The 24466-nt window shown below is 66.9% G+C and carries 24 protein-coding genes and 1 tRNA gene; 8 read left to right on the forward strand and 17 right to left on the reverse strand.

Annotated features, from left to right (window positions below; translation table 11 throughout):
- Positions 1–91: 91 nt before the first annotated feature.
- From AC3WJI_RS13580 to AC3WJI_RS13595, 4 genes are read right to left on the reverse strand one after another with little or no spacing between them, the layout of a single operon-like run.
- Entirely contained in the window at positions 92–1090 is a 999-nt protein-coding gene (locus AC3WJI_RS13580; RefSeq protein WP_492757808.1) for an FAD binding domain-containing protein, read from the reverse strand.
- Positions 1087–1635, reverse strand: coding sequence for a 2Fe-2S iron-sulfur cluster-binding protein (locus tag AC3WJI_RS13585; RefSeq protein ID WP_492757809.1), 549 nt, complete (start codon positions 1633–1635; stop codon positions 1087–1089). The genes AC3WJI_RS13580 and AC3WJI_RS13585 overlap by 4 nt, the downstream gene beginning before the upstream one ends.
- On the reverse strand, positions 1632–1937 hold the full coding sequence (locus tag AC3WJI_RS13590) for a YciI-like protein (protein WP_492757810.1): 306 nt from the start codon (positions 1935–1937) through the stop codon (positions 1632–1634). The genes AC3WJI_RS13585 and AC3WJI_RS13590 overlap by 4 nt, the downstream gene beginning before the upstream one ends.
- Positions 1934–4240 (reverse strand): xanthine dehydrogenase family protein molybdopterin-binding subunit, encoded by a 2307-nt coding sequence (locus tag AC3WJI_RS13595; RefSeq protein WP_492757811.1) that lies wholly within the window; start codon positions 4238–4240, stop codon positions 1934–1936. The genes AC3WJI_RS13590 and AC3WJI_RS13595 overlap by 4 nt, the downstream gene beginning before the upstream one ends.
- A gap of 625 nt (positions 4241–4865) precedes the next feature.
- On the opposite strand from AC3WJI_RS13595, the gene AC3WJI_RS13600 reads away from it, so the two are divergent.
- Positions 4866–6404, forward strand: a complete 1539-nt coding sequence (locus AC3WJI_RS13600) for an FAD-dependent monooxygenase (RefSeq protein ID WP_492757812.1) — start codon at positions 4866–4868, stop codon at positions 6402–6404.
- 478 nt (positions 6405–6882) lie between these two features.
- On the opposite strand, the gene AC3WJI_RS13605 is transcribed toward AC3WJI_RS13600, so the two are convergent.
- Positions 6883–6972, reverse strand: a tRNA-Ser gene (locus tag AC3WJI_RS13605).
- A 159-nt stretch (positions 6973–7131) separates the two neighbouring features.
- Between AC3WJI_RS13605 and AC3WJI_RS13610 the strand changes: the two genes are divergently transcribed.
- The 4 genes from AC3WJI_RS13610 (at position 7132) to AC3WJI_RS13625 (ending at position 10757) form a co-directional block, all read left to right on the forward strand.
- Positions 7132–7878: a DUF1134 domain-containing protein gene (locus AC3WJI_RS13610; protein WP_492757813.1), complete on the forward strand. Its 747-nt coding sequence runs from the start codon at positions 7132–7134 to the stop codon at positions 7876–7878.
- 98 nt (positions 7879–7976) lie between these two features.
- Positions 7977–9953: a hybrid sensor histidine kinase/response regulator gene (locus tag AC3WJI_RS13615; protein WP_492757814.1), complete on the forward strand. Its 1977-nt coding sequence runs from the start codon at positions 7977–7979 to the stop codon at positions 9951–9953.
- Positions 9954–9999: 46 nt separating this feature from the next.
- Entirely contained in the window at positions 10000–10266 is a 267-nt protein-coding gene (locus tag AC3WJI_RS13620; protein ID WP_492757815.1) for a DUF1294 domain-containing protein, read from the forward strand.
- A 137-nt stretch (positions 10267–10403) separates the two neighbouring features.
- Complete coding sequence (locus AC3WJI_RS13625; protein WP_492757816.1) at positions 10404–10757, forward strand: hypothetical protein; 354 nt, start codon at positions 10404–10406, stop codon at positions 10755–10757.
- 83 nt (positions 10758–10840) lie between these two features.
- Here AC3WJI_RS13625 and AC3WJI_RS13630 read toward each other — a convergent pair whose 3' ends face one another.
- Both AC3WJI_RS13630 and AC3WJI_RS13635 read right to left on the reverse strand, forming a co-directional pair.
- Entirely contained in the window at positions 10841–11617 is a 777-nt protein-coding gene (locus AC3WJI_RS13630; RefSeq protein WP_492757817.1) for an energy transducer TonB, read from the reverse strand.
- 65 nt (positions 11618–11682) lie between these two features.
- Positions 11683–13005, reverse strand: coding sequence for a dihydroorotase (locus AC3WJI_RS13635; RefSeq protein WP_492757831.1), 1323 nt, complete (start codon positions 13003–13005; stop codon positions 11683–11685).
- Positions 13006–13052: 47 nt separating this feature from the next.
- Between AC3WJI_RS13635 and ygfZ the strand changes: the two genes are divergently transcribed.
- Positions 13053–13796: a CAF17-like 4Fe-4S cluster assembly/insertion protein YgfZ gene (gene ygfZ, locus AC3WJI_RS13640; protein WP_492757818.1), complete on the forward strand. Its 744-nt coding sequence runs from the start codon at positions 13053–13055 to the stop codon at positions 13794–13796.
- A gap of 732 nt (positions 13797–14528) precedes the next feature.
- On the opposite strand, the gene AC3WJI_RS13645 is transcribed toward ygfZ, so the two are convergent.
- The 8 genes from AC3WJI_RS13645 to AC3WJI_RS13680 all read right to left on the reverse strand — a co-directional run bounded on the left by AC3WJI_RS13645 (position 14529) and on the right by AC3WJI_RS13680 (position 22919).
- Positions 14529–14936, reverse strand: a complete 408-nt coding sequence (locus AC3WJI_RS13645; protein ID WP_492757819.1) for a hypothetical protein — start codon at positions 14934–14936, stop codon at positions 14529–14531.
- Positions 14914–15423, reverse strand: coding sequence for a Panacea domain-containing protein (locus AC3WJI_RS13650; protein ID WP_492757820.1), 510 nt, complete (start codon positions 15421–15423; stop codon positions 14914–14916). The genes AC3WJI_RS13645 and AC3WJI_RS13650 overlap by 23 nt, the downstream gene beginning before the upstream one ends.
- Before the next feature lie 140 nt (positions 15424–15563).
- Entirely contained in the window at positions 15564–16691 is a 1128-nt protein-coding gene (locus AC3WJI_RS13655; RefSeq protein WP_492757821.1) for an OmpA family protein, read from the reverse strand.
- 110 nt (positions 16692–16801) lie between these two features.
- Positions 16802–17305: a DUF2793 domain-containing protein gene (locus tag AC3WJI_RS13660; protein WP_492757822.1), complete on the reverse strand. Its 504-nt coding sequence runs from the start codon at positions 17303–17305 to the stop codon at positions 16802–16804.
- On the reverse strand, positions 17305–19470 hold the full coding sequence (locus AC3WJI_RS13665; protein WP_492757823.1) for a GTA baseplate fiber-binding domain-containing protein: 2166 nt from the start codon (positions 19468–19470) through the stop codon (positions 17305–17307). The genes AC3WJI_RS13660 and AC3WJI_RS13665 overlap by 1 nt, the downstream gene beginning before the upstream one ends.
- Position 19471: 1 nt before the next feature.
- Entirely contained in the window at positions 19472–19867 is a 396-nt protein-coding gene (locus tag AC3WJI_RS13670; RefSeq protein WP_492757824.1) for an NlpC/P60 family protein, read from the reverse strand.
- On the reverse strand, positions 19864–20670 hold the full coding sequence (locus AC3WJI_RS13675; RefSeq protein ID WP_492757825.1) for a phage/gene transfer agent baseplate hub protein: 807 nt from the start codon (positions 20668–20670) through the stop codon (positions 19864–19866). Before AC3WJI_RS13675 ends, AC3WJI_RS13670 begins: the two co-directional genes overlap by 4 nt.
- Positions 20667–22919, reverse strand: coding sequence for a DUF2460 domain-containing protein (locus AC3WJI_RS13680; RefSeq protein WP_492757826.1), 2253 nt, complete (start codon positions 22917–22919; stop codon positions 20667–20669). Before AC3WJI_RS13680 ends, AC3WJI_RS13675 begins: the two co-directional genes overlap by 4 nt.
- Before the next feature lie 76 nt (positions 22920–22995).
- On the opposite strand from AC3WJI_RS13680, the gene AC3WJI_RS13685 reads away from it, so the two are divergent.
- A complete protein-coding gene (locus AC3WJI_RS13685) occupies positions 22996–23343 on the forward strand; it encodes a hypothetical protein (protein WP_492757827.1) in 348 nt (115 codons plus the stop codon).
- A gap of 85 nt (positions 23344–23428) precedes the next feature.
- On the forward strand, positions 23429–23686 hold the full coding sequence (locus tag AC3WJI_RS13690) for a hypothetical protein (protein ID WP_492757828.1): 258 nt from the start codon (positions 23429–23431) through the stop codon (positions 23684–23686).
- Here AC3WJI_RS13690 and AC3WJI_RS13695 read toward each other — a convergent pair.
- Both AC3WJI_RS13695 and AC3WJI_RS13700 read right to left on the reverse strand, forming a co-directional pair.
- Positions 23683–24249, reverse strand: coding sequence for a tail tape measure protein (locus AC3WJI_RS13695; RefSeq protein ID WP_492757829.1), 567 nt, complete (start codon positions 24247–24249; stop codon positions 23683–23685). The two genes, AC3WJI_RS13690 and AC3WJI_RS13695, sit on opposite strands and share 4 nt — an antisense overlap.
- The coding region (locus AC3WJI_RS13700) for a phage tail assembly chaperone (RefSeq protein WP_492757830.1) at positions 24242–24466 on the reverse strand (225 nt) is incomplete at its 5' end. The genes AC3WJI_RS13695 and AC3WJI_RS13700, both read right to left, overlap by 8 nt.

Genomic DNA, 24466 nt, shown 5'->3' on the forward strand with positions numbered 1-24466 from the left:
TCGGCATCACCAATGTCGGTACGCTCGAAAACCGGCGAACGCTATTGGCAGCTGATACCCAGTTTCTGGCATTGCGCCGTCCCTGGTCGGCTCAGCGATCGAACGTGCGCCGGTCGATCTCGGCATTGCGCGCGTCGTCGATGAGTGCCGACAGTGCGCGCTCGGCGAGCGGAAGCTTATATTCATTCTGTACCGTCGGCTTCGCCTCACGCAGCGCCACCTCGGCAATCCGGCGGGCTGGTTCGACGGCAAGAGGCCCTTCTTCCGCTGCTTCAACCCGCCACGGCCTTGGCGCCAGGCCACCGAAGGCCACGCGCGCCACACTCAGCTCCTGACCATTGAAATGCGCGACAAGTGCGATCGACACATTGGCAAAGGCGTAGGAGGTGCGGTCGCGGAGCTTGAGATAATGCTGTTTTCCCCCGATCGGAGCAGGCAGAATGACCGCGGTGATAAGTTCGCCGGCTGCGAGAACCGTCTCGATGTGCGGCGTCGTTCCGGGCAGCACGTGCAGGTCTGCCACCGGTATCGATCGAGTGGCACCGCCGGGCAGCACGGTTTCGACTACGGCGTCCAGCACCCGAAGGGCGACCGCCATGTCGGAGGGATGGGTCGCGATGCACGCGTCGCTCCCGCCGATGACGGCGAGCGAGCGCGAGAGTCCCTCGATCGCCGAGCAGCCCGAGCCCGGCCGCCGCTTGTTGCAAGGCAGATCGCCGGAATAGAAGTAGGCGCATCGCGTTCGCTGCAGCAAGTTGCCGCCCACCGATGCCTTGTTTCGCAGCTGACCGGATGCGCCGGACAGCAGGGCGCGTGCGAGAACGGGATAATCGCGGCGAACACGCTCGTCGATAGCGACATCCGAGTTCCGCACGAGCGCCCCGATACGCAGCCCCCCGTCGCCACAGGTCTCGATGCGATCAAGACCAATGCGGTTGATGTCGATGAGATGCGCAGGGGCTTCGATGCCAAGCTTCATGAGGTCGACCAAGTTGGTCCCGCCGGCGAGAAAACGGGAACCGGGGGTGCGCGCAAACGCGTCGGCAGCTTCGAATGGCGTCGATACCCGCTCATAGGTGAAAGCTCTCATGCCTGCGCCTCCAGCACGTCGCGGATTGCGGCAACGATGTTGGGATAGGCGCCGCAACGGCAGATATTTCCGCTCATCCGCTCGCGGATTTCGTCGTCGGAAAGCAGCGGCCGACCGAGGCTGGCGCTGACGTGACTTGGCAGCCCGCGGTCAAATTCATCGAGCATGCCCACGGCAGAGCAGATCTGGCCAGGCGTACAATAGCCGCATTGAAGCCCGTCGTGCGCGACGAACGCGGCTTGCATCGGGTGAAGCTGCTCGAGCGAGCCCAAGCCCTCGATCGTAGCGATTTGATCCCCGTCGTGCATGACGGCCAGCGACAGGCAGCTATTGATCCGCCGCCCCTCGACGAGCACGGTACACGCGCCGCACTGCCCCTGGTCGCACCCTTTCTTGCTGCCGGTGAGGCCGAGCCTGTCGCGCAGTGCATCCAGCAACGTCACGCGCGTGTCGACTGCGATCTTGTGCTGCGCTCCGTTGACGATGAGAGACACATCGATCGGGCCCGGCGTATCTCCCGCGGACGACACTTGCTCGGTCATCATTCTGGCCGCACGATGGAAGACGCCTGTTCACCCACCGTCGTCGCCCATTCACGGATGCGCCAATTCCGCACCAGCCCGTTGTTCACATAGGGATCCTCGTCGACGAACTTTCGCGCGGGCGCGGGGCCCTCGCTCTTGAACAGAAAGATCCCTTCATCCACCGGGTCGGTCAGAGCGCCCGCCAGGATCAATTCGCCGCGTTCCACCGCCGCCCATGCCTTTGTGAGGTGCTCGTTGCGAAATTCCGGCCTGCGCGCCTCAAAGGTGTCACTGAACTCCAGAAAAACGATGTAATGCTTCACAGTTCTGATCCTCCGTGCCGGAGTGTTTCGAAACGGATCGGAAAGCTGCGCGGCCGGCTGCCGGTCGCATCGTACACAGCGTTCGCGACGGCCGCCGCCGCGCCGACGATGCCGATCTCACCGGCGCTCTTCGCGCCCAGCACGCCGCTGTCGGGGTCCGGTACTCCGACAAAGGCGACATCGATCTCAGGAACATCGGCGCTTACGGGCACAAGATACTCGGCAAGATCGGTGTTGATGTATCGGCCGAACCGCGCATCGACGTGCGTCCCTTCCCACAATGCTTGCCCAAGGCCCATCGTCACTGCACCGATGATCTGGGAGCGAGCGGTGACCGGGCTGAGCACGCGACCGATGTCGACGGCACTGACGAACCGGCGCACGCGAATGGTCTCGTGATTCGGGTCGACGACAACTTCGCAGAAATGCGCCGCATTGCTCTCGACGCTCACCGGCAGCGGGCCTTCCGGAGACCATTTGCCGAAGCCGTCCGCAGTCTCGATTCCGCATCGGTTCATCAATTCGAGACATGCATCGCCAGCCAGCGGGCTTTGCGCGCCTGCCACTGCCGCGACCTTGGTCTTCAAATCGTCGCACGCCAGCAGAATGGCTCGCCCCACGCTCGCGACGATGCGCGAGCCGCCAGCCTGGGGCGCGAAGGGCAGTTCAGTGTCGCCGAATTGAAGATCGACATCCTCGACACGGAGGCCGAACGCCTCAGCCACGATCCGCGGCATCACCGTCGTGTTGCCGGTCCCGATTTCCGAGACTCCGGTCGAGACGGTGGCGCGCCCGGACTTGTGGAGAGTCACTTGCGCCGTCGCCATTGAGGCGTAGCGAGGATAGCTGCCGGTGGCCATGCCATGGCCGATCAACAGCCGGCCCTCTTTGCCCCCGCGGCGTTGCCCGCCGGCCCGCCAGCCAAACCTGGTCGCGCCGACCGCATAGCATTCTCGCAAAGCCGAGCTCGACCACGGCTTTTCCGCATCCGGATCGATCTCGGCAAAGTTGCGCAGACGAAGCTCGATCGGATCAAGGCGCAAGTCCGCGGCGAGTTCGTCCATTGCGCATTCTAGCGCAAGCGAGCCGGTGCTCTTGCCTGGTGCCCGCATCGATGTTCCGACCGGCAGGCTCAAGTGCGCGAGCCGCGTGCGAACCGATACGTTCGGGCAGGCATAGCGCGTACGGGTGCGCCCGACACAGCCTTCGACATATTCGTCGATCAGCCCTGTTTTGACAATGGCTTCGTGCTTGATCGCCATTAGCTTGCCTTCGCGATCGGCGCCCAGTGCCAGATGCTGGATCAGCGCTGGCCTGTGCCCGACGGAAGTGAACATCTGCGGCCTTGTTAGGACCAGCTTGACCGGACGCCTCACGAGGCGTGCGGCCAAGGCCGCTATGTAGCCGTGCGGCCATAGCTGGAGCTTGCAGCCAAATGCGCCTCCGACAAACTTGGTGACGACGCGCACATCCTTTGTATCGAGGCGAAACGCGCTCGCGAGCGCAGCCGCGACGATGTGCGGACCTTGGTTTGAATCGTAGACCAGAAGTTTCCCGTCGTTCCACAAGGCTGTCGTAGCGGGCGCCTCGATCGGGTTATGATGGGCTGCGAGTGAGACGTAGGTCGCGCAAATTTTGAACGCCGCGTCCGCGAGTGCGGCGTCCGCGTCTCCGCGCGATGATGTAGCTGGCTCACCGCCCGGGATCTGACCGGTCTGCGGACTCTTCGCTTGATCCTCACCCTCGCCGAGGCTGACGATCGGCTCCTCCTCAACATAGCTGATCCTGAGGGAGTGCGCGGCATCGGTGGCATGGTGCAGACTGTCGGCAATCACCGCAGCAACGGCCTGGCCGGCGTAACGGATGGTGGTATCGGCCATTGATAATGCCGCACCGTGATCCGGACGCCGGAGCAACTCTTCGGGTTGCATGGGCCAGGCAGGCGCCGGCACGCCCCGCAGCTCCGCCGCATTCAAATGCGAGACAATGCCGAGCACGCCCGGCATGCGAAGAACCGGTTCCACGTCGATAGATACGACGCGGCCGCGCGCGATCGGGCTACAGACCAGCACCGCGTGCGTCAGATCGCCGAGCTGATGATCCGCAGTATATTTTGCTGCGCCTGTAACCTTCAAGGGCGCGTCGACGCGCTTCAGTCTGTCGTAAGCTCCGCCGGAGTGCGTCGTGCCGGACGGGGATGTTGCCGAAGGCGCCCCCTCAACCTGCGACATTTTTTTCACGCATAGCGGCCGTTTGCCGGCCTTGCCGGCCGGGCAACGCAGCGGCGCGTCGATCGCCGCCATCCAATCTGCTGATCGCGTCGCCAGGCGAACGGCCAGCGGACTCCGATGATCGCGGGGTGTAAATAGGGGCTCGGCAATGGAACGCGTCCTCCGAAGGTGATCGAGGATAAATAGCGCGCGGCGGAGGCGACTTTCCGCGCCAAATTGTCGCCACAGGGCGGACCATGGCAGAGGCCGCGCCAAGCGCATCACTTGCGGGTGGCGGGCTATGCGCGACGTGACAGACGGGGGCTACCGACTCGAGCATAGCGAGGCGGTCGCCATTGGTGGTCGGGCGCACCATGCACCGGCCCGGGACCCCATGCGCGTTTCGATCTTTCCTTTTGGCGGAGAAATGTATGACGGTAAGAAACCGGCATCGGCGCCTCGCCTTTGCGCGTCGTGACCGGATCGCAGCGATCCACACCCGTTGCGCCTCGACCCGCCCGCCGCTAAACGGGCTTTGTCGGAAAAGGCAGACTTGGTTTGGTAAGCCCAAGTCCTTCCGGTAACGGAAGCTCTGGTCTTTGGCTTCGTGCACGAGATCCCCGCGACGAACTGCGGACGCTTGTCGGCGTCCAGTTGTTCGTCGGCGTGGGTCTCCGCTTCGAGAAACGCTCCGGTCGAACATCGATAATGGAGCAAAATGATGAACCTCCCCAGTGCCGATCCTTACGACGTGCTCATCGCCGGCGCCGGCCCCGTCGGTCTGTTTCTCGCATGCGAACTTCGTCTCGCCGGTTGTTCCGTGCAGGTGCTCGAAAAGGCACCCGCTCCGGAGAGCCCCCTGAAGCGCGCCCCTTTCGGATTGCGCGGACTTTCCGTGGCGACCATCGAGGCTTTCGATCGACGGGGCATGCTCGAGGCTCTCAGAGCGGCCATCGACGTGGACGCGATCGCAACTGCGGGCCCGAGGCCGAGCCAGAAACGAAAGCGCGCGGGGCACTTCGCCGGCATCGATATCTTCGAGGACCAGATCGATCAGGCCAAGTGGCCCTATCACTCGCAGAATTTCTCCGGCCCTGTCGCGGCGGACCTGGCGAGCATCGAGGCCGTTCTGGCCGACCGCGCGGGAGCGCTTGGCGTTGTCATCCGGCGCGGGTTCGCTGTCACGGACATAGAAACCACAAAGCATGCGGTGGTCGTTCACGACGGTCGGAAGACGGCCGCAGGCTGCTGGCTGGTTGGGTGCGACGGCGCGCGCAGCGCAGTTCGCAAGGCGGCTGGTTTCGGCTTCGCCGGAACCGAACCCGAATTCACCGGCTATTTTGGCGAGATTGAACTCACTCGCCCCGAGGTGCTGGCACCTGGATATCACGAGACGGAATTTGGTACTTACATCTACGACGCCGGTATGATCAGGATGATTGAGTTCGACGGCGGCGCCTTTCACCGTGCCGGTGCGGTCACGCGCGACCATGTTCAGGCCGTGCTCGACCGAATCTCTGGCAGTCACGTTGCGATAAAGCGGCTCGGCCTGGCTACCACCTGGACAGATCGTGCCTTTCTCGCGACCGATTATAGAAAAGGGCGAGTGCTGCTTGCCGGCGACGCCGCACACATCCACTCGCCTCTGGGCGGGCAGGGGCTCAATCTTGGAATCGGCGATGCGATGAATCTCGGCTGGAAGCTCGCCGCCATGATCCGGCGCGGCGCGGACCCCGACCTCCTCGATAGTTACGAGCACGAGCGTCGGCCGGTCGCCGAGCAAGTGCTCGACTGGTCGCGTGCGCAGGTTGCAATTATGCGGCCGCAACGCAGCGCGAAAGCACTCCGGTCTATCGTCCGCGACCTGATCGCCACGCGAGATGGCGCCACCTATGTCGCCGAGCGAATTTGGGGCGTCAGTTTGTCTTACAATCTGGGAGCGGAGCACCCCTTGATCGGGCGTAGTGCTCCTGATCTCGTACTGAGCGACGGCACGCGCTTGAACGAGCACCTTCGCAAAGGGCGCGCGCTCCTGATCGATTGCGAGGGCAGCACTTCGCTACGGACGCTTGGCCGCCGCTACGAAGGCCAGGTTCAAACGCTTATTGCCGACGTGAAGAGCCAGACAGGTTTGTCCACCTTGCTGCTTCGACCCGATGGTTTCGTGGCATGGGCAAGTACCCGATTGGACAGCGCGAAAGTGGCGCCGCTCTTGGCAAAGTGGTTTGGTGCCGTTCAAGAGCATGCGGGCGAGTGAAGCGAGTTGAGCGAACGGGCTCTCCGCGGCAAGGTACGGCCGCATAGGACATCCGGCGAAGTGGCCATCCTTTTGGGCTGTCGAGGCAGGCCTTGGAGAGCGAGCGCCACCGGCGCCTCGCTCGTACGAAAGCCCTTCGCGTAAGCCCAGTCCAGACCGGTGCCGATGCGTTGACGGACGCGGCGAGCCGTCTCCGGCTTGGTAAGCGTCGCGGATCAACGGCCTCAATCTCGCTAACCAGCAGATCACCCATCTTGGGGGACGCGTAGGTCCTCAAGGTCGCGGTCCACTGCGCCTGAGCTTGCCGTTCTTCCAACCCCTCTCACGCTCTTCGTGAGCCGAATTACCTCACACTTTACCCCACACTTTTTTGGGACATCGTCGGATAGCTTGAGATCTAACGGCACGAAAAACCGCTGATTTCTGCGGGTTTATAGCGTATTTCGGAGTTTTTGGCGAGAGCCGAAAATGGTGCCGATGGCGGAGACGGAGGGATTCGAACCCTCGATACGGTTTCCCGTATGACGCTTTAGCAAAGCGTTGGTTTCAGCCACTCACCCACGTCTCCGCAAGAGGCTCGAAGCGAGGCCTATAGCGACGGAGTTTTGCGCGATCAACGGGCATAACCGCCTCGGCGCGAAATCGATTCCCGTCGTCGCCCGTTCATTGCAGCGTCATCCGCCGCGGGCTAGCGTGCCAAGCTGGACTTTGCGGGGGTAACGATCGAATGCGCGTGCGGACCTGGATGCTGTGGGCGGCGACGGCCGCGCTCGGGCTCGGCGCAATTCCCGCCTCCGCCCAGATCACGACGATCGATCCCAACAGCGCGATCGATTCGGACCTGCAGACGCCCCCGCCGCAGAACGATCCGCAGCCGATCGATCAGGGCGCCTATCAGGAAGTGCCGCGCGAAGTCCCGGTCGATCCGCAACCCGTCCAGACCCCGCCGCCCGCCGATACCCGCGGCGCCATGGACGCCCGCAGCCAGGCCAATACCTATCAGCACGACGATCTGATCGGCGCGGCGGAAGGCGTGTTCGGCAAGGGCGCCTCGGGGCTCGCCGGGATCATCGAGAACATCCTCAAGGATCAGGGCGAGCCCAATGCCTATATCGCCGGGCGCGAGGCCGGGGGCGCGCTCGGCGTCGGGCTGCGCTATGGCTCGGGCGAGATGTTCCACAAGGTCGAGGGCCAGCGGAAGGTCTATTGGACCGGCCCGTCGATCGGCTTCGACGTCGGCGGCGACGCCAACAAGGTGTTCGTCCTCGTCTACAATCTCTACGACAGCCAGGAGCTCTACAAGCGCTTCCCGGCGGGCGAGGGCCGCGTTTATTTCGTCGGTGGCTTCTCGGCGAGCTATATGCGCCGCGGCGACGTGGTGCTGATCCCGGTGCGGCTCGGCGTCGGCTGGCGGCTCGGCGTCAACGCCGGCTACATGAAGTTCAGCGAAAAGCAGCGCTGGCTGCCGTTCTGAGGCACAGAACCGCCTGAACTCAAATATTTGGGAACGAAGTCTCAACGGTTGCGTTTTGCGCCGGGAGCCGGGCCGTATGCCGGACCCGCGGGGACTTCATGACCACCATCGCTGCTTCCGATTCCGGCGCCGAACCGGCCATCAATCGCTTCGAATTGCTCGTCCAGAGCGTCACCGACTATGCGATCTATCTGCTCGATCCGACCGGGGTGGTGGTCAGCTGGAACGCCGGGGCACAGCGCTTCAAGGGCTATGCCGAAGCCGAGATCGTCGGCCAGCATTTCTCGCGCTTCTATACCGATGAAGACCGCGCCGCCGGCATCCCCGCCCGCGCGCTGCACACCGCAGAACATGTCGGCCGGTTCGAGGCCGAGGGCTGGCGGGTGCGCAAGGACGGCACCCACTTCTGGGCCAATGTCGTCATCGATCCGGTCCGCGACCCCGCGGGCAATCTGATCGGCTTTGCCAAGGTCACCCGCGACCTGACCGAGCGCCGGGCCAATGAAGAGGCATTGCGCAGCAGCGAGGAACGCTTCCGCCTGCTCGTCCAGAGCGTCACCGATTACGCGATCTACATGCTCGATACCGACGGCAAGGTCGCGAGCTGGAACGCCGGCGCCGAGCGCTTCAAGGGCTATCGCGCCGATGAGATCATCGGCCGCCACTTCTCCAATTTCTATACCGACGAGGATCGCGCCGCGGGGATTCCGGTCAAGGCGCTCGAACAGGCGCGGACCCAGGGCCGCTTCGAGGCCGAAGGCTGGCGCGTGCGCAAGGACGGCACCCACTTCTGGGCCAGCGTCGTCATCGATCCGGTGCGCGCGCCCTCGGGCGAACTGATCGGCTTCGCCAAGATCACCCGCGACCTGACCGAGCGGCGCCAGTCGCAGCTCGCGCTCGAACAGGCGCAGGAGGCGTTCCACCAGGCGCAGAAGATGGAGGCGATCGGCAAGCTCACCGGCGGCGTCGCGCATGATTTCAACAATCTGCTTGCCGCGATCGTCGGCAGCCTCGATCTCGCGCGCCGCAAGCTCGCCGAGGGCGCCGACGTTTCGCGATTCATCGACAATGCGATGAAAGCCGCCGAGCGCGGCGCGACGCTCACCCAGCGCATGCTCGCTTTCGCCCGCAAGCAGGAACTCAAGCTCGAGACGGTCGACCCCACCGCTTTGGTGCGCGGCATGGCCGAATTGCTCCAGCGCACGATCGGCGGCGGGGTGCGGATCGACACCCAATTCCCCCTGGTGATCCAGCGCGTTCATGCCGATCCCGCGCAGCTCGAGCTCGGGCTGCTCAATCTCGCGGTAAATGCGCGTGACGCGATGCCCGATGGCGGGCGCATCGTGATCGCCGCACGCGAGGAGGAGGTCGGCCTGGGTGCGGGGATGAAGCCAGGAGCCTATGTCTGCCTGTCGGTGACCGACAATGGCCAGGGCATGGACGCCGAGACGCTCGCCCGCGCGATGGAGCCCTTCTACACGACCAAGGGCATCGGCAAGGGCACCGGGCTCGGCCTGTCGATGGTCCACGGCTTCGCCGAACAATGCGGCGGCAAGCTGACCCTGCGAAGCGAGGCTGGCGAGGGCACCACCGCCGAGATCTGGCTGCCGGTATCGGACGGAACGGTGAACGCGGCCCCCGCTGAGACGGGCGACAGTGAGCAACCGAGCTTCGGCACGCAGCTCGTGGTGCTCGCGGTCGACGACGATGCGCTGGTGCTCACCAACACCGCGGCGATGCTCGAGGATGGCGGGCACCGCGTGCTCCAGGCGACCTCCGGCAAGGCGGCGCTGCAATTGCTCAGCGAAAACCGCGTCGACGTGCTCGTCACCGATTTCGCAATGCCCGAGATGACCGGTGCGCAGCTTGCCGAGGCGGCACAGGCGGGCTGGCCCGGGCTGCCGGTGGTGCTGGTGTCGGGCTATGCCGAACTCCCCGAGGGCGCGGCGGTGGATCTGCCCAAGCTCGCCAAGCCGTTCCGCCAGGACCAGCTTCTCCGCTGCGTCGCGCATGCCGTGGCAGCGACACGCCCCGCGGCCGAGGTGCTCGAGTTTCCCAGCCGCAAACGGCGCTGATTACGGCGCAGGACTTCCCTAACCTCACAGGGGTTATGTTGCGGCGATGCTCGCCTATGCGATCCCCGCGCTACTGCTCGTCAATCTCTGGACGATGCTGCGCTTCCATGACGACAAGCAGCGCGCGATCGCCGGCAAGCGTCGGATCCCCGAAGCCGACCTGCTCTTCCTCGCCTGTATCGGCGGCACCCCCGGCGCCTTCGCCGCGCGCCGCCTCTTCCACCACAAGACGCGCAAGCAGCCCTTCTCGACCTGGCTGATGCTGATCGCCTTCATCCAGCTCGGCGCCGCGATCGGCTTCGCTCTAGGTTGAAGAGTCACGAAGCCGCGAGTCGGCGATCGCTCTGCTAGCGGGCATTGCCTCGTTCCAACCGCTGCGCCAACAAGCCGTGCATGAGAGCATTTGCGAAGGCGGTGGCGGCGGGCACTTTGGCTGGATCTATCCCTGCCATGATCGTCACCTTGCCGTTGGGTATCATCAACATCGTTGACCCCGTGGTGCCCGGTGAACGCGCCATCATGGCCTCCTTATGCCTCGCGCTATCTCCTCTGGCCGTATGTTTCGTTTTTGTGTTCACCGCCAGTCTGGTCATCGGCATCCCCTTCACGTTCATGCTTGAGCATGCCGGACTGGAGAAGGCAGCGATTTACGACATCGCCGGCTCCTTGTTGGGTGCACTAATCCCGGCCGCGACTTTACTTCTCGGTGCCGCGACCGACGGCTACTGGATCTGCATTCTCGGCGCGATCGCTGGCGGCACTGCGGCGCATGTTTGGTGGCTTGAACGGCACGCTGACGTATGACCGCAAACCATCCAGGCGCTATTCGCCGCGCGTGATCGAGATCGGCCTCCATTTCGCATAGATGACGCGCTGATACCGTCGCCCTACCAGCCAAACCGTCGTCGCCGTGGCGGTGCCTCGGCAGGCTCCTGCTGGATTTCCCAGCTATGGTTCTCGACGATCGCGGCGGGCACCGGCCTGCCGCGGCCGTCGCGCGCGGGCTGGAAGCGGAAGCGCCGCACGATGAAGCTGCAAGTCGCCGCGTCGAGCTCGGCGTTGCCGCTGGAGCGCGTCACGTCGCAGTCGCTGACATGGCCGTCGGTCTCGACATAATAGCGCACGCTCACCGTTCCGCCGATCCCCGCCTCGGCGGCGCCGCGCGGATAATCGGCGTCGCGCATGTCGCCGCGAATTCGGCGCGGGGGAGTCTCGTCGCCGCCATCGCCATCGCCGTCGCCCGAGCCACCGCTACCGCGCCCGTCGCCCTCGCCGCCGCTCCCCGTCCCCGGCCCCGCCACCTCGGCGCTCCCCGCCGACGGATCGCTTCCGACCCCGGCGATCGGCGCCGCCACCACCGGCGGCGGCACCGCGACCGGCATTACGGGCACCGGCGCGACGATCTCGGTAGGCTCCGATCGCAGATTGGGCGGTGAGGCCGCGCCTTCGGGCCGGCTGCTATGGATGCGGTGCGGCGCCAGCTTCTCGCGCGGTGGTGGAGGCGGCTCCGGGCCAACCTCGAACAGCTGGAGCGCCGCCTCGGGCGATGCGCCATTGCCGAGCGCCAGGCCCACCGCGAGCGCATAGCCGAGCAGCGCCGTCAACGCCGCCGCGCCCAACGCGGCCCGGCCGCGCTCCATCCGTGTCGATCGCACAAAGGTCATGCCGTCTCGCCGACACCACAGACCGGATGAACGAGCGCTGGCCCTTCATGGATGCATCGCTGCGATCAGCCGAATTCGACTGCCTCGAAGCGCACCGGCGCTCCGATCGCCGCATTGGCGAGCGCGCCCTCCCACATCACGCGGTTGCCGCGAATGATCGTGCCCACCGGCTTGCCGGTGAGCATCATGCCGGTGAACGGCGACCAGCCGCAACGCGAGGCCAGCCATGCTTCCTCGATCGTCCAGCGCGCATGCAAGTCGACTACGGTGAAGTCGGCATCATAGCCCACGGCGATCCGCCCCTTGCCGGCGATCCCGAAGATCCGCTGCGGGCCGGCGCTGGTCATATCGATCAGCCGCTGCAGGGTCAGCCGCCCCTCGGCGACATGGTTGAGCATCAGCGGCAGCAGCGTCTGCACGCCGGGCATGCCGCTCGGGCTCGCCGGATATTCCTTGGCCTTTTCCTCGATCGTGTGCGGCGCGTGATCCGAACCGATCACATCGGGAACGCCCTGGCGCAGCCAATGCCACAGCCCGTCGCGATGCGCGCCCGAGCGGATCGGCGGGTTCATCTGCGCCCAGGTGCCGAGCCGCGGATAGGCATCCTCGCCCGCCAGCGTCAGGTGCTGCGGGGTGACTTCGCAGGTCGCGATGTCCTTGTGCTGGCCGAGCAGTTCGAGCTCGGCGGGGGTAGTGACGTGCAGCACATGGATCCGCCGCTTCGCCGCGCGCGCCAGCCTCAGGATTCGCCGCGTCGCCAGCAGCGCGCTCTCGTCGTCGCGCCATAACGGATGCGACGCCGGGTCGCCCGCCACGCGCTCGTCGAGCCGCGCATTCATCCGCTCTTCGTCCTCGGCATGGATCGCGACGCGGCGCTTGCCCGACGCGAGCACCCGCGCGAGATTGGCGTCGTCGGAGACGAGCAGGTCGCCAGTCGACGCGCCCATGAAGATCTTGACCCCCGCCGTCCCGGGCATCCGCTCGAGCTCGGCGAGCGCCGCGGCATTGTGGTTGGTAGCGCCGACATAGAAGGCGTGATCGCACCACATACGATCCTTCGCCCGCGCGAGCTTGTCGTTCACTGCCTCGGCACTATCGGTATTCGGCTTGGTGTTCGGCATCTCGAACACCGCGGTCACCCCGCCCAGCACTGCCGCGCGGCTGCCGCTTTCCAGGTCTTCCTTATATTCGAGCCCCGGCTCGCGGAAATGGACCTGGCTGTCGATCACCCCGGGCAGCACGTCGAGCCCGGTGCAGTCGACCGTCTCGCCCGCGTCGCCGACCTGACCGATCGCGACGATGCGGCCGCCGCTGACCCCCACATCCACTTTGGCCGGTCCGCCGGGCAGATGTACGCGTCCGCCTTTGAGCTTGAGATCGACGTTCATCATGGCGCCCTCTTTCGTCGTGCGTCCTCGGCTCCTACCTGTTCCCCATGAGCGAAACCAGTCCCGCAACATGGCTGACCGACCGCGCGCTGCTGCGCCTCAGCGGTGAGGACGTCCGCGGCTTCCTCCAGGGGCTGGTTACGCAGGACATGGCGCTGGTCACGCCCGGTGCGCCGCAATGGGCGGGCCTGCTCACGCCGCAGGGCAAGGCGCTGTTCGATTTCCTGCTCTGGGCCGATGGCGAGGCGATCCTGATCGATTGCGAGGCGGAGCAACGCGACGCCCTCGCCCGCCGCCTGACGCTCTATCGCCTGCGCCGCGCGATAACGATCGAGCCGGTCGAGGGCGGCGTGCACTGGGCGCTCGACGGTGCGCAAGGCGTCCCCGACCCCCGCCTGGCCGAACTCGGGCGCCGCTGGCTCGGACCCCCCGGCGGCGCGCCTGCCCAAGGATGGCAGGCACATCGCCTTGCCCTGGGCGTGACCGAGGGCGCAACCGAGCTCGGCCAGGACAAGACGCTCTGGCTCGAGGCCAATGCCGCCGAGCTGAACGGAGTCAGCTTCACCAAGGGCTGTTATGTCGGCCAGGAAAACACCGCGCGCATGCACTATCGCGCCAAGGTCAACCGGCGCCTAGTGGTCGCCCCGCTCGGCGAGGCGGGAGACCGCACCCGCGCGGTCTATCCCGAGCTCGGCGTGATGGTGGAATTGCGCCGCGTCGAAGCGCTCGGCGACGCCCCCCCGCCCGCCTGGCTCGTCCCGGCGCTGGTTGCAGAGGCGCCCGCCGGCTAGGCCGTGTCCGCAGGACCTACCGCTACCGGCGCGAGCGCTGAAGGGCCGACGTTGGGTGGGAAGCTGACAGACGCTTCAACGGCATCAATCGACTAACGGTCAGTTGCAGGCACCGACGCGCCGGCCGGGGAGTTCCACCAGCGAGGCTGCGGGATGCTCACCAGATTGCGCGCTTCTGAAATTTCGAGTGAGAAGGGGCTGTCATCTTCGGACTTGATGTGGCTCGCAGGCCGGATCAGCCGAACCGTTCCGCGTATATCTGCGTCATAGACGCTACCGAACACTGGGCGCTTCTCATGAAATGCCTTTCGGAGCTTCATCAGATTGGATGGCGGGTTCAATACGCGAAATGACCCGTTCTCGCACGTCAGGGGAGACACGCTTATCGAAGGACCGTCCGATACCCAATCTGCCTCGTCACTTATGAGAAGGGTCACCCTGCCGGAAACCCGATCGCCATCCTTGTAGGACTTATTCACCCAACAAGGCGGAAGCGCTCGCTCTGTCGGTACGGCACATGCGCACGGTGCTATCAGGAAGCCTGCAAGGATCGAGCGCGCTATCATGCGCGACATATCCTGTTTGCCGTTAGCATCGGCAACAACCCTTTTCAGACCCGGAAATACCCCTTGGCAGGTTGCTGTCTGTCGCTTCTGGAATCCGCTGTGCCAGCGTCGAACGACTGCAACTGGGGGCGAAAGCGCCCGAGAACTTTTTGCGTCTTAGCGTTGCTCAGGGAAGCTGCCCAGGATCCGGTGGCGGCGTGCGGAACAGGCCGCGCGCGATGAAGCCGACCAGCCCGATCGCCGCGACCGCGGTGCTGCCGACGAGCGTCGCGAGGATCTCGACCGGCAGCGCGAATCCCGCCACGTGGAAGCCCGAGCCGAGCACCATGATGCCGACCGCGCTGGAATAGAGTTCGAGATACAGCAGGATGCGCCCCGCATAGGTCTTGCGCATCCGCCGGTCGGCCTTGACGTTCTTGATCTGCGAGCGCGCCAGCCGGTTGCGCAGCCGGACCGCCTCGAGTTCCTCGCTCTCGCGCAGGTCGTTGAGGTCGGGGCGCGTCTTCGCCTCGACCAACGCGGTCCCGGCATCGATCGCGTCGAGCGTCGGCTCAGGCGGCCTGGCGGGCGGCAAGGTCAAGGAAATACCGGCGGATCATGTCGGGCGCGATGGTCTGGAAGCGGCCATCGCCTTCGGCGTAGACGTCGGTCCACGGCGTATCGGGCTCGTGCGTCAGCGCGGAGAGCTTGAAGGCATGGAAGCGGCCATAGCTCTGATAGACCCGGTCGATGATCGCGGCTTCGTCCGCGTCCAGTCGCGCACGCGCAGGCAGGGCGGCGGTCTCGTCGTCGACGATCTCGGGAAGATACTCGCCGTTGCGGATCTCGCGGGTCACCGGCGCACGGCCATAGCTGCGCAGCGCATTCCACAAGTCGCGATAGACCGGGCCATAGTCCCAGGCCTGCGGGTCGTCGCGGGTGAGCTTGTCGCCGTTGATCGCGAGGTTCCAGCCATGCGCGATATAGACGAGCTTCTGGAGCTGCATCTGGGTGAGCGCGCGCCCTTCGGCCGCGGCGCGGCGGATGAATTCGTTGGCAATCTCGGCAGACCAGGCGGCCATCAGCGCTCCTTCGAGCACGCTATACAACAAGGCGGCACAGAAACGAAGCGGCCGCTCGGGGCCTGGGCCGCACAAAGAAAAAGGGAGGCCGGTTTCCCGACCTCCCCTTGTTCCTTGCAGTCCCGAAGAACCTGCGTGGCTTACTGACCCGAGCCCGGGCCGTACATGATTTCCACGCGGCGGTTCTGGAGCTCGCGGACGCCGTCGGCAGTCTCGACGCGCGGACGGCTTTCACCGAACGCTTCGGTCGAGATGACACCGTCGGAGATGCCGCGGCCCGAGAGATAGGCCTTAACCGCATCGGCACGACGCTGCGAGAGACCGACATTGTAGCTCGCCGAACCCGAACGGTCGGCGTGGCCCGCCAGCATGACCTGCGAGTTACCGCAGTTCTGGTAGTTGCTGATGGCGTTGTCGAGAATGCTCGAAGCCTCCGGCGTGATGTCCGACTTATCCCAGTCGAAGAACACGATGTACGGTCCGGGGGTGCACTGGACCGGCGGCGGCGGAGCAGGCTGCTCAGCGACCGGCGGCGGCGGCGGCGGCGCGGGGGTCTCAACGACCGGTGCAACTTCCTCAGGCGCGCCGAAGTTGAAGGTCAGGCCGCCCATGATGCTGTGCGAGCGGAAACGGCCGTACCAGTTGCGGCCACCGATATCGACCAGCTCGACACCCGGTGCGTTGAAGAAGCGATACTTCAGCGACACGTCGATGTTGTCGTTGATCGGCGCGCGGACACCCGCGATCGCCTGCCAGGCGACGACCGTGTCCGAATCGTCGATGCCATTGCCATTGCCGTTCAGGGCAAGGCGGGTCTTGACGCGCGCGACGCCGAGACCGGGGCCGACAAAGCCCTGGACGCCATCGTCGTCGCCGAAGTCCCACAGGCCGTTGACCATGAAGCTCAGCGCCGAGGTACGACCGCCGGCACCGTCATAGGTGCCGCCCGGTGCGAACGACGTGCCGCCGGCTGCATTGACGAACGGAATGGTGGTGGTCGAGCGCAGACCGGTCACGCCCGCCGAGCGATAGCCGACTTCGGCTTCGAGGCGGAACACGCCGAGGTCATAACCCACGGTGCCACCGACGTCATAGCCGGCGCGGTGGTCGACGGTCGTGCTGTCGATTGCAGCACCAACGTCCCAATCGATGTCTTCGACCAGCATGGCGCCGCCCTCGACACCCACGTACCATGCATCATCGCGTGCAAGTGCGGGCGTGCTGAGCGCGGTCGTCGCAAGTGCCAGAGTTACGGCAAGCTTCCGCATTTTAATCCCCTTTCAAAGTTGTCACTACGGACAGCGACAAACTCACTACCGAAACGAAAGTTTCTGCGCAAGCACACAAAACCGGGGACTGTTGCATGAACGTCACAGGTTTAACCTCGCTCGATCAAACCATGTGCGCGCAATGCTTCCAGCACCGAAACAATCGCTGCCCGCGCTTCGGCATCAACCGTCATCCCCCCATTCGGTTCCGCGATCGGTTCACCGCGCGTGCCAACCACTTGGTCTCCTTCGACAAAAACTTTTCCGTGCAGTTTTCCGAGGTGCCATTGCCCCTCTGAAAAGCGCGCGCTGCCCTGGTCCGCGCCGAGCCAGAGCTGCATTCCTTCCTCGGGCGCGATAAAAATCCAGCCGGAGGCCGTCCAGCCGGCGACGGCATGCGAATGTCCGGCCCATGATCCTTCGGGTGCGGCCCCCAGGATCCAGCACTTCCCCGATGCCGGGTTCGCCGGTGGCACGTTCAGCCCCGTCGCGACGATCGCGCCCTGCACGACGAAATCGAGTCGCGCCAACGCCTCGTTGCAGGTCATCTCCTTCTGCGCCTGCCCCGGTTGGAGCAAAGGCAGCGCCAGGCGCGGCGTCGCAGTCTCGGTCATTATGCTTCTCCCGCTATCGGCAATTCCAGGATCGCCATAGGCGACAGGCCATGCGCGCCGATCTGGCGAATGCCGATCCTCACCGTCGCGGCGCGCTCCTCGGGATCGAGCACGACCCGCGCCGTGCTCGTCTCGACCGTGTCGACATCTCCCACCGCGCGCGTGCGCGTGACGCGGTAGCGTTCGCTTTCCTCGCCGAGCGGCGCGTCGACGCCGTCGATCCAATCCCAGCCGTTCCGGCTGCGCCGCGTCCAGACGATCTCAGTGGTGCCGTCGCCGAGCAGCCGCGCGCGTAAGTGCACCGGCGCCGGCGGAACCACCCCCAGGCCCCGCACCTGCGCCACCCCCTCGGCGGCCTCCGCATCGGTGACACCTTGCGCAAGCACCCGCACCGTCCCGCCGATCGCCGCCAGCGGCAGGTCCGACACGGTCAACGTCTCGGCATCGACCAGCACGAAGCGATCGCCGGCCGCTTGCCCGCCGATCGCCGGTTCGGTGCTCCGGCGTCCCCGCCATAGCCCGCGCAATTCCCAGCGCCGCCCGCCGAGCGGCGTGGCCCGGGCAAATTGGAGCAGCTCGTCGCCGACCATTGCCAGGTTAGCGCCCGCCGCCAGTGCAGCGTCATCGGCGTCGTGCAACAGCATCGCACCGTTGGCGAGCTCGACCACGACCGCATGGATTCGATCGGCAAGCTGCGCCGGCGCCGCGCCCGGAGGCACGACCACCTGCCCGAGTATAGCCGGCAGCGCCGACGCGCCCGCCGATACCCAGCTCGCACCGTCATCGACGCTGGTGAGAAACGCCGCGCTGCGCCAGCCTGGCCCGGTTCCCGCCGCCGCGATCGCGAGCTGCGGCACCGTGGCGAGCGGCCCCAGCGGCGGAAGCTCGAAGGCATGGACCACCGTCTCGCCGATCGCGAGATCGGGTGCGCCCAGCACACGCCCGCCGCTCGCCGCCGGGGTCGGCGTGGCCGGCGCAACCGCGACGCATTCGAGCAGCACGACCATATTCTCGAGCCGCCAGCGATCGACGCGCCACAGCCCCGGCGCCTCCGCGATCGTCACGCGCTCGCCCGGCCGCGTCGCCAGCGCCCCCCAGGGCAGCGCCAGCGTCCGCCGCTCGCGCTCGAGGTCGAGCCGCGTCAAGGATGCCTCGGCCATCGCCTTGGCGCTGTCGGCGTCGATCGCCGCGGCGAGTTCGATCCGCGCCTCGCGCACCCCGGCGCCGGGACGAACCGCGCGCTGGACGCCCGCCTGATAATCCCGCGCCGGCTCGTAATAAGCGAGCGTCAGCGTCCGCGGCGCGCTCTCCGCCGCGGCGATGTCGCGGCGCCCGCGCCCGCCCTGCGCCTCTGCCGCCCCGCCATCGCTGAGCGGCAGCGCCGCGCCGCCGCCCCGTATCAGGCTCAAAGCATCGCCGTCGGCACGAAACCAGCCGCCCGCCGCCCCAGCGAGCGTCTCCACCACGGCGCGCGCGCTCGCGCCCGACGCCGCGAACCCGGCCAGCGCTACCGTATCGTCCGGCACCGCAAGCACATCGCCCGCCAGCTCCGCCGCGATCGCGCCCGCCGCCAGTGCGGGATCAGCGATCACTTCGAAGCTCAGCGAGGGGATGCGATTGCCGAAATCGGCGAGTTCGAGATCCTCGAACACCGCATAGGCTATGCCGCGATGCGCCGGCGTCGCCGCCAGCCCCTCCGCCGCGGCGATCAGCGGATCGGGCGCCTGGTCCTCGCTGCCGAGGTACAGCCGAAAGCCGCTGCGTGTCTTGAAGTCGCCGCCCGCGCCGCGCAGCAGCTTGCCGTCGGCCCAGATCCGCCCGACCCCGGCGATCCGCCGCGACGACAGCGCCACCGCGAACGACGCGGTGTAGCTGTAGCCGATCGTGCTCGGCCGGCCCTTGCCGCCGCTCTGCTTGCTGCGATGCTCGATCAGGTCGGTCGCCCAGATCACCGATCCGGCGACCCGCATCGTCCCGAAGATCTTGGGGATCTGCGTGCCGTAGGACGAGGTCTGCACGCGCAACTCGGTCAGCCGCGGGCCTTCGCGCCCCTTGGGCTTGAACAGCACTTCGCGGTCGATGGCACTGCCGATCATCCCGCCGATCGCGCCGCCCACCGGCCCGCCGATCAGCGTGCCGGCGACCGTCAATACCACCGTCGCCATGTCAGTCTCCTCGGCATCGCCAGCGGCCGAGCACCGGCCAGGGGATCTCGCATCGCTCGACCACGCGGCGCAGCATCGCGTCGGCGTGGATCATCCCGTGCCCGCTCTGGATCGCGAAATGCAGCTGCCCTGGCCCGGCGCGCAGCAGCAACAGGTCACCGTCGCGACCTTCGCCAACCGCCACCAACCCCGCCGCCTCCACCGCCGCGACGATCCGCGCGACATCATTGCTGCGCAGGGCATAACCGGTCGGCAATGCCAGTTCGACGCCTGCGGCCTGCAGCGCCAGCCCGGCGAGCCCGATACAATCGAGCCCGTCCTGCTCCCGCCCGTGCAGGCGGAACCGCACGCCGATCGCATCCCGCGCCGCCGCTACGGCGCGCTCGCTTGGGCTCATGCCCCGGGATAGCGCGTCAGCAGGTCGATCCCCGGCAGATAGGGCTCGCCGCGGAAATTGACGGCGTTTCCGAACCGCCCCGCACAGGTCGCCAGCCTCTTGTCACACCCCTCTTCGACCTCGACCAGCGCGCCGACCGCAGCGAAGCGCGGCGGCCGCCGCAAGGTCAGCGTCGCGCCCTCCGAGCGCGCGACGGCATCCTCCAGCCCCGAATTCATGCCTCCGAACCAGCGGAGCCGCCCGCCGCCATAGGCATTGGCGACCGGCTCCACGGCATCGAGCGTCAGCACCGCATCGCTTGCCGCAAGCACGCGCGCGAAGCGTTTCCGCCCCGCCATCGCCACGCGGCACCGCCGGTCCCCCAGCATCGCCCGGCATTCGGGCGAGGTCTCCTCGACCACCGGCCGTTCGAGCGCCGCCGCCCGCCCGCGCAATTCGGCAGTCAGCACATCACTCCGCGTCTCCACCGCCCCGATCGTCCCCTCGCCGAGCGGCACGCGCACGGTCGCGTCGCGCCAGTCGGTCGCGAACAATTCCACCCGGGCACCGTCCCAGCGCCCGGCGAGCAGATCCGCCTCGCCGATCGCATTGCTGGTCAGCGCGCCGGTCACGTCCATGCTGTCGGCGTCGAGGCTCGCGCTGCGGCTGATCGCGCTCGGCGTCATCCCCGGCGCCGCGCGATAGACCAGCCCGTCAATATCGAGGTCGCGGTCGTGCGCGGTGATCCCGATCGTCACACCGTCGCGCCGGTCGATCCGCCAGCACAAGGCCAATGTGGTGACCTCGCCGTCGAGCCAGCTCATTCGCGCACCTCGACCAGCGGCACCGAAGCCGCCGCCCCCGCCAGATAGGTCGCGCGGCTCACGCTCAGCCGGTCCTCGGCGAAGCGCACCGGCACGTCGAACGCGAAGCTCGCCGTCACCACCGCGCCCGCACCCGGCGGCACGTCGAGCGTCACCCAGCCCCCCGCCTCCAGCGTGAACGCGGCGGTCCCGGCGCCATCCACCGCCACCCGCACGCTGCCCGCCGCCGGCCGGGTGATCCGCCGCACCACTTCGCCATAGCGCTTGACCAGTTGGAACCGCGCCTCGCTCCCGTCGCCGACCCCCAGCACGACATCCACGCCGTCATGATCGAACGGATCGCGCAGCCGGAAGGCGCGCGCCGGCCCCATTCGCGCGCGAAAGAACCCGATCAGCGCGGCGATGTCCGCCTCCGATCGCACCCCCGGCCCGACATCGTAGCGCAGCCGCGCCTCGGCCCATTCGGCATTGCGGTTCTCGCGGCCGCCGGCGCTGGTCACGATCGCCGTCGAGACCTCGGGCGCCACTTCGGCCTCGCGCCCCAGCGCGAGCGGAAACTGCACGTCGTCGAACGCGTCCACGTCTTCCTCCCCATCGAAATGCACGAAACCGTCGCGCAGCACCTGCGGCAGCGCCCAGACGAAGGTCGCCGCGACGCCCCGCTTGCGCCCGCGCTCGGCCGCCGCCGCGATTCCCCGCCACTGGTCCTTGTCCGCGGCGTTCAACACGAACCCCGCTAGATAATGCTGATGCGCCGCCGGATAGCCGAGCCGCGCCTCGGCGCGCGCAACGCCCTTGGCGCTCGCCGCCGAATTGCCCGCCGCCGCCCAGTCATAATCCTCGAGCTGGAGTATATCGAACGCCGGCGCGGCCCAGCCGACCGGCAGATTCGCGCGCACCAGCTCGGGCGCGGCGCGATCGAGCACCGTCGGCAGATACGCCAGCAGCATCACTTCCGCGCCCGGCGCCCAGCGCACTACATCGCGCAGCTTCAGCGTCGACTCCGCCAGCAACGCCCCCGCCGCGTCGAGCACTGCGGTATCGACCGCCCCGCGCACATTCTGCTCCACCGGATCGCCCAGCGCCGCCTTCGCGGCATCGTCATGGATGCACAGCCGCCCGTCGGGCATCACCCACCACCACGGCTCGCCGACCTGGAACTTGACCGCCAGCCCCGCGGCTTGCGCGATCCCGACAAACGCCAGCGCCACCACGCGGAGGTAATACATCGCCCCGTCCTGCGCCGGCGACAGCAGCGCCGAGGGCGGGCTCCACCCGGTCAGCCCGGGCGACCCGTCGGCGGCACGCTGCTTCCAGTCGTTCCAGCAATGCTGGTCGAGCAATTCGTACGACAGCGACCAGATCACCGCATAATCGAACGCCTTGGCCCGCCGCGCGAAGTCGGCATGCCACGCCGCACACGCCACGTTGAGCGTTCCCCCCGCCAGGCTGGCATAATAGCCCCCCGAATTGGGCTCGAGCCGGAAATAATGGCTCATGCCGACATAATGCAGGATGCTCCCGCGATAGCCGAGCTGGAGCATGTTGCGCAGCACCCGCGCCGGGGTCAGGTGATAGCAATCGTCATAACCATTGGCGATCTGCAGCCCATGCTCGGGCACCACTACGTCGCCGAGCGCCAGCACCGCGCCCGATCCTTCGCAGGCGATCCCGCTAATCTCGACCCAGGCCTCGACCGGCGCCGCCAGCGCCGCGTCGCTCCCCGAATAACCCTGCGGCACCAGCGACACGAACATCCGATCGACATCCCCGGCGAACACAGGATCGGCCTCGCCGGGCAGCAGGAAGCCGCCCTGGACGCTCGCAAAGTCGATCGACACCAGCGCGTCCTCGGGACTGCCGCTGGCGTAGTTCCACAGCCGCACATACCAGGCGCGGGGATTACCCCCAGCGTCGCGCCCCTCGATCGTCAGCACCGGCCCGCTCACCGCATCGAGCGCCAGCACCCCGGAAGAGCGCCAGCGAAACCGCAGCCTGCACCCGCGAAAGTCGCGATCGGTGTCATAGCGCAGCAGCGGATGGTCGTGCCGGTCCTCGGCCTCCCAGATCAGCCCGGCGAGATCGTCCTGCCGATAGAAGACCGCATCGACGCGCAGCGCATCCGGCGCCGTGGTCGTCACCGCCGCCATCATCGGCCGCGGGAAATTGACGGTCCAATAGGCAGGATCGAAGCGCGAGAGCACGCCCTCCGCCTGCCCGCGCCGTTCGGATGCGAGCCAATGTGCCATGCTGCTCTCCTTGTCCCGCGCTAAGGCTGACAATCCGTTCCCGGCTTCCTAGGATCGCCCGCGATCGGAGGACCGGATGCTATTTGCCCTGCTGCTCGCTGCTACGCCGTGCGTCGATCCCGGCTTCTGTCCGACGCGTGCGGACCTCGAACGCGCAATCGAAGACGATCGCCAGAGGCTCGAAGGCACTATCAACCACATCGAGGGCGAGGCGCACCCCGACAGCCCGGGCGTGATCGCCCTCGATCGGCCGCAGCGCATCACTGCCCTTTCCTGCGGAAAACCCTTCGAGCTGCCCCCGCGGACGCTCGAATGCCGCTTCACGCTCCACTATCCCGATCACCGCGAAACGCGCACCGCCACGCTCGCGAAGACTGCTAAAGCGTGGCGGATCGTCCAGACCAGGTCGGCGATCCGGCACTAGCCAGTTACTCCACTCGCGCCCGCGCCGCGCGGACTTCAGCCCGTGCGCCGTTTGCAAACGCCCGCGCATCGCGCATGCTGGCCGCATGCCCGCCGAGCCGATCCTCGAATGGACCAATTCCGAACAGACGCGGCGCCTCGTCATCGCGCGCGAGCCGTCGGGCGTATTCCGTTATCGTGAAGAGCATTTCGTCACGCTCGACGAGACCGCGGAGGGAGGCGGCATTTACGATTATTGGACACCGGTAGCGCTTTCCGGCCTATATCCCTCGGTGCTGGACGCGCAAAACGATGCCGCGGCCCGGTTCCCCTGGCTTCGCGCCCTGCTCGAAGGCCATGCCTAGTCGAGACTAGCCAGCGTCGCCTTCACCACCCGCGCCACTTGCCGCCCGGACTGCGCCAGCGCGCGCGGCGCCTCGCCCGCCCCTGCGTTGATCGTGATCGCCACGCGCACCTCGCGCGGACCGCTCCCGACCGGTGCCGCCACCGATCCCGCGCTCGCCGGGACGAACAATTCGGGCCCGCGCTCACCGACCCAATAGGGCCGCCCGGGGCTCACCGGCCCGCCGGTCGCACGCCCGGGCGATCCGCCGAGCAGCCCGACGATCGCGCCGAGCAACCCGCCGCCATGCGCACCGCCGCCGCCGCCCAGCGCCGCCAGCCCCTGGTGCAGCGCCGACGCCGCAATCTCGCCGAGCACGCCGAGCGCCAGGCTGCGCAGATCCTCGAACCCGACCTTCCCGCTCTTCACCGCGCGCAGGAGCGCGCTCTCGATCGCCCGCCCGGCACGGTCGGCGCCGGCTTCCAGCGGCCCCTCGATCTGCCCGCGCATCTCCGCCACGTCGCGCGCAAAGCCACGCGTGTCGGCGCGCACGCTGAGCACCAGCTTTTCGATCTCTTCATCCATCGGGAAAAAGCTCCTTGAGCCGCGCGATCTCGCCAGATCCGGGCGGTGCCGGCACGTCGCCGTCCAGCGCCCGCACCAGCGCCGCAAATTCGGCCGGCGTCGCATTCCAGAACGTCTCGGGCGCCCACCCGAACGCCAGCCCCGCCACCCCGGCGAGCCGGACGGCGGCGACAGCAAACTCCTCCCCGTTCCGGTGCGGGCGCTGGACGGCGACGTG

The organism is Sphingomonas sp. FW306-1B-B10E, assembly GCF_058782005.1.

Coding starts and splice junctions, on each gene's coding strand:
- AC3WJI_RS13680 (WP_492757826.1), bottom strand. CDS start 22,919: ATGGCACATTGGCTCGCATCCGAACGGCGCGGGCAGGCGGAGGGCGTG.
- AC3WJI_RS13655 (WP_492757821.1), bottom strand. CDS start 16,691: ATGCGGAAGCTTGCCGTAACTCTGGCACTTGCGACGACCGCGCTCAGC.
- AC3WJI_RS13675 (WP_492757825.1), bottom strand. CDS start 20,670: ATGAGCTGGCTCGACGGCGAGGTCACCACATTGGCCTTGTGCTGGCGG.
- AC3WJI_RS13615 (WP_492757814.1), top strand. CDS start 7,977: ATGACCACCATCGCTGCTTCCGATTCCGGCGCCGAACCGGCCATCAAT.
- AC3WJI_RS13625 (WP_492757816.1), top strand. CDS start 10,404: ATGATCGTCACCTTGCCGTTGGGTATCATCAACATCGTTGACCCCGTG.
- AC3WJI_RS13580 (WP_492757808.1), bottom strand. CDS start 1,090: ATGAGAGCTTTCACCTATGAGCGGGTATCGACGCCATTCGAAGCTGCC.
- ygfZ (WP_492757818.1), top strand. CDS start 13,053: ATGAGCGAAACCAGTCCCGCAACATGGCTGACCGACCGCGCGCTGCTG.
- AC3WJI_RS13600 (WP_492757812.1), top strand. CDS start 4,866: ATGATGAACCTCCCCAGTGCCGATCCTTACGACGTGCTCATCGCCGGC.
- AC3WJI_RS13595 (WP_492757811.1), bottom strand. CDS start 4,240: ATGGCGGCGATCGACGCGCCGCTGCGTTGCCCGGCCGGCAAGGCCGGC.
- AC3WJI_RS13635 (WP_492757831.1), bottom strand. CDS start 13,005: ATGAACGTCGATCTCAAGCTCAAAGGCGGACGCGTACATCTGCCCGGC.
- AC3WJI_RS13610 (WP_492757813.1), top strand. CDS start 7,132: ATGCGCGTGCGGACCTGGATGCTGTGGGCGGCGACGGCCGCGCTCGGG.
- AC3WJI_RS13695 (WP_492757829.1), bottom strand. CDS start 24,249: ATGGATGAAGAGATCGAAAAGCTGGTGCTCAGCGTGCGCGCCGACACG.
- AC3WJI_RS13670 (WP_492757824.1), bottom strand. CDS start 19,867: ATGAGCCCAAGCGAGCGCGCCGTAGCGGCGGCGCGGGATGCGATCGGC.
- AC3WJI_RS13620 (WP_492757815.1), top strand. CDS start 10,000: ATGCTCGCCTATGCGATCCCCGCGCTACTGCTCGTCAATCTCTGGACG.
- AC3WJI_RS13665 (WP_492757823.1), bottom strand. CDS start 19,470: ATGGCGACGGTGGTATTGACGGTCGCCGGCACGCTGATCGGCGGGCCG.
- AC3WJI_RS13630 (WP_492757817.1), bottom strand. CDS start 11,617: ATGACCTTTGTGCGATCGACACGGATGGAGCGCGGCCGGGCCGCGTTG.
- AC3WJI_RS13685 (WP_492757827.1), top strand. CDS start 22,996: ATGCTATTTGCCCTGCTGCTCGCTGCTACGCCGTGCGTCGATCCCGGC.
- AC3WJI_RS13690 (WP_492757828.1), top strand. CDS start 23,429: ATGCCCGCCGAGCCGATCCTCGAATGGACCAATTCCGAACAGACGCGG.
- AC3WJI_RS13650 (WP_492757820.1), bottom strand. CDS start 15,423: ATGGCCGCCTGGTCTGCCGAGATTGCCAACGAATTCATCCGCCGCGCC.
- AC3WJI_RS13660 (WP_492757822.1), bottom strand. CDS start 17,305: ATGACCGAGACTGCGACGCCGCGCCTGGCGCTGCCTTTGCTCCAACCG.
- AC3WJI_RS13585 (WP_492757809.1), bottom strand. CDS start 1,635: ATGATGACCGAGCAAGTGTCGTCCGCGGGAGATACGCCGGGCCCGATC.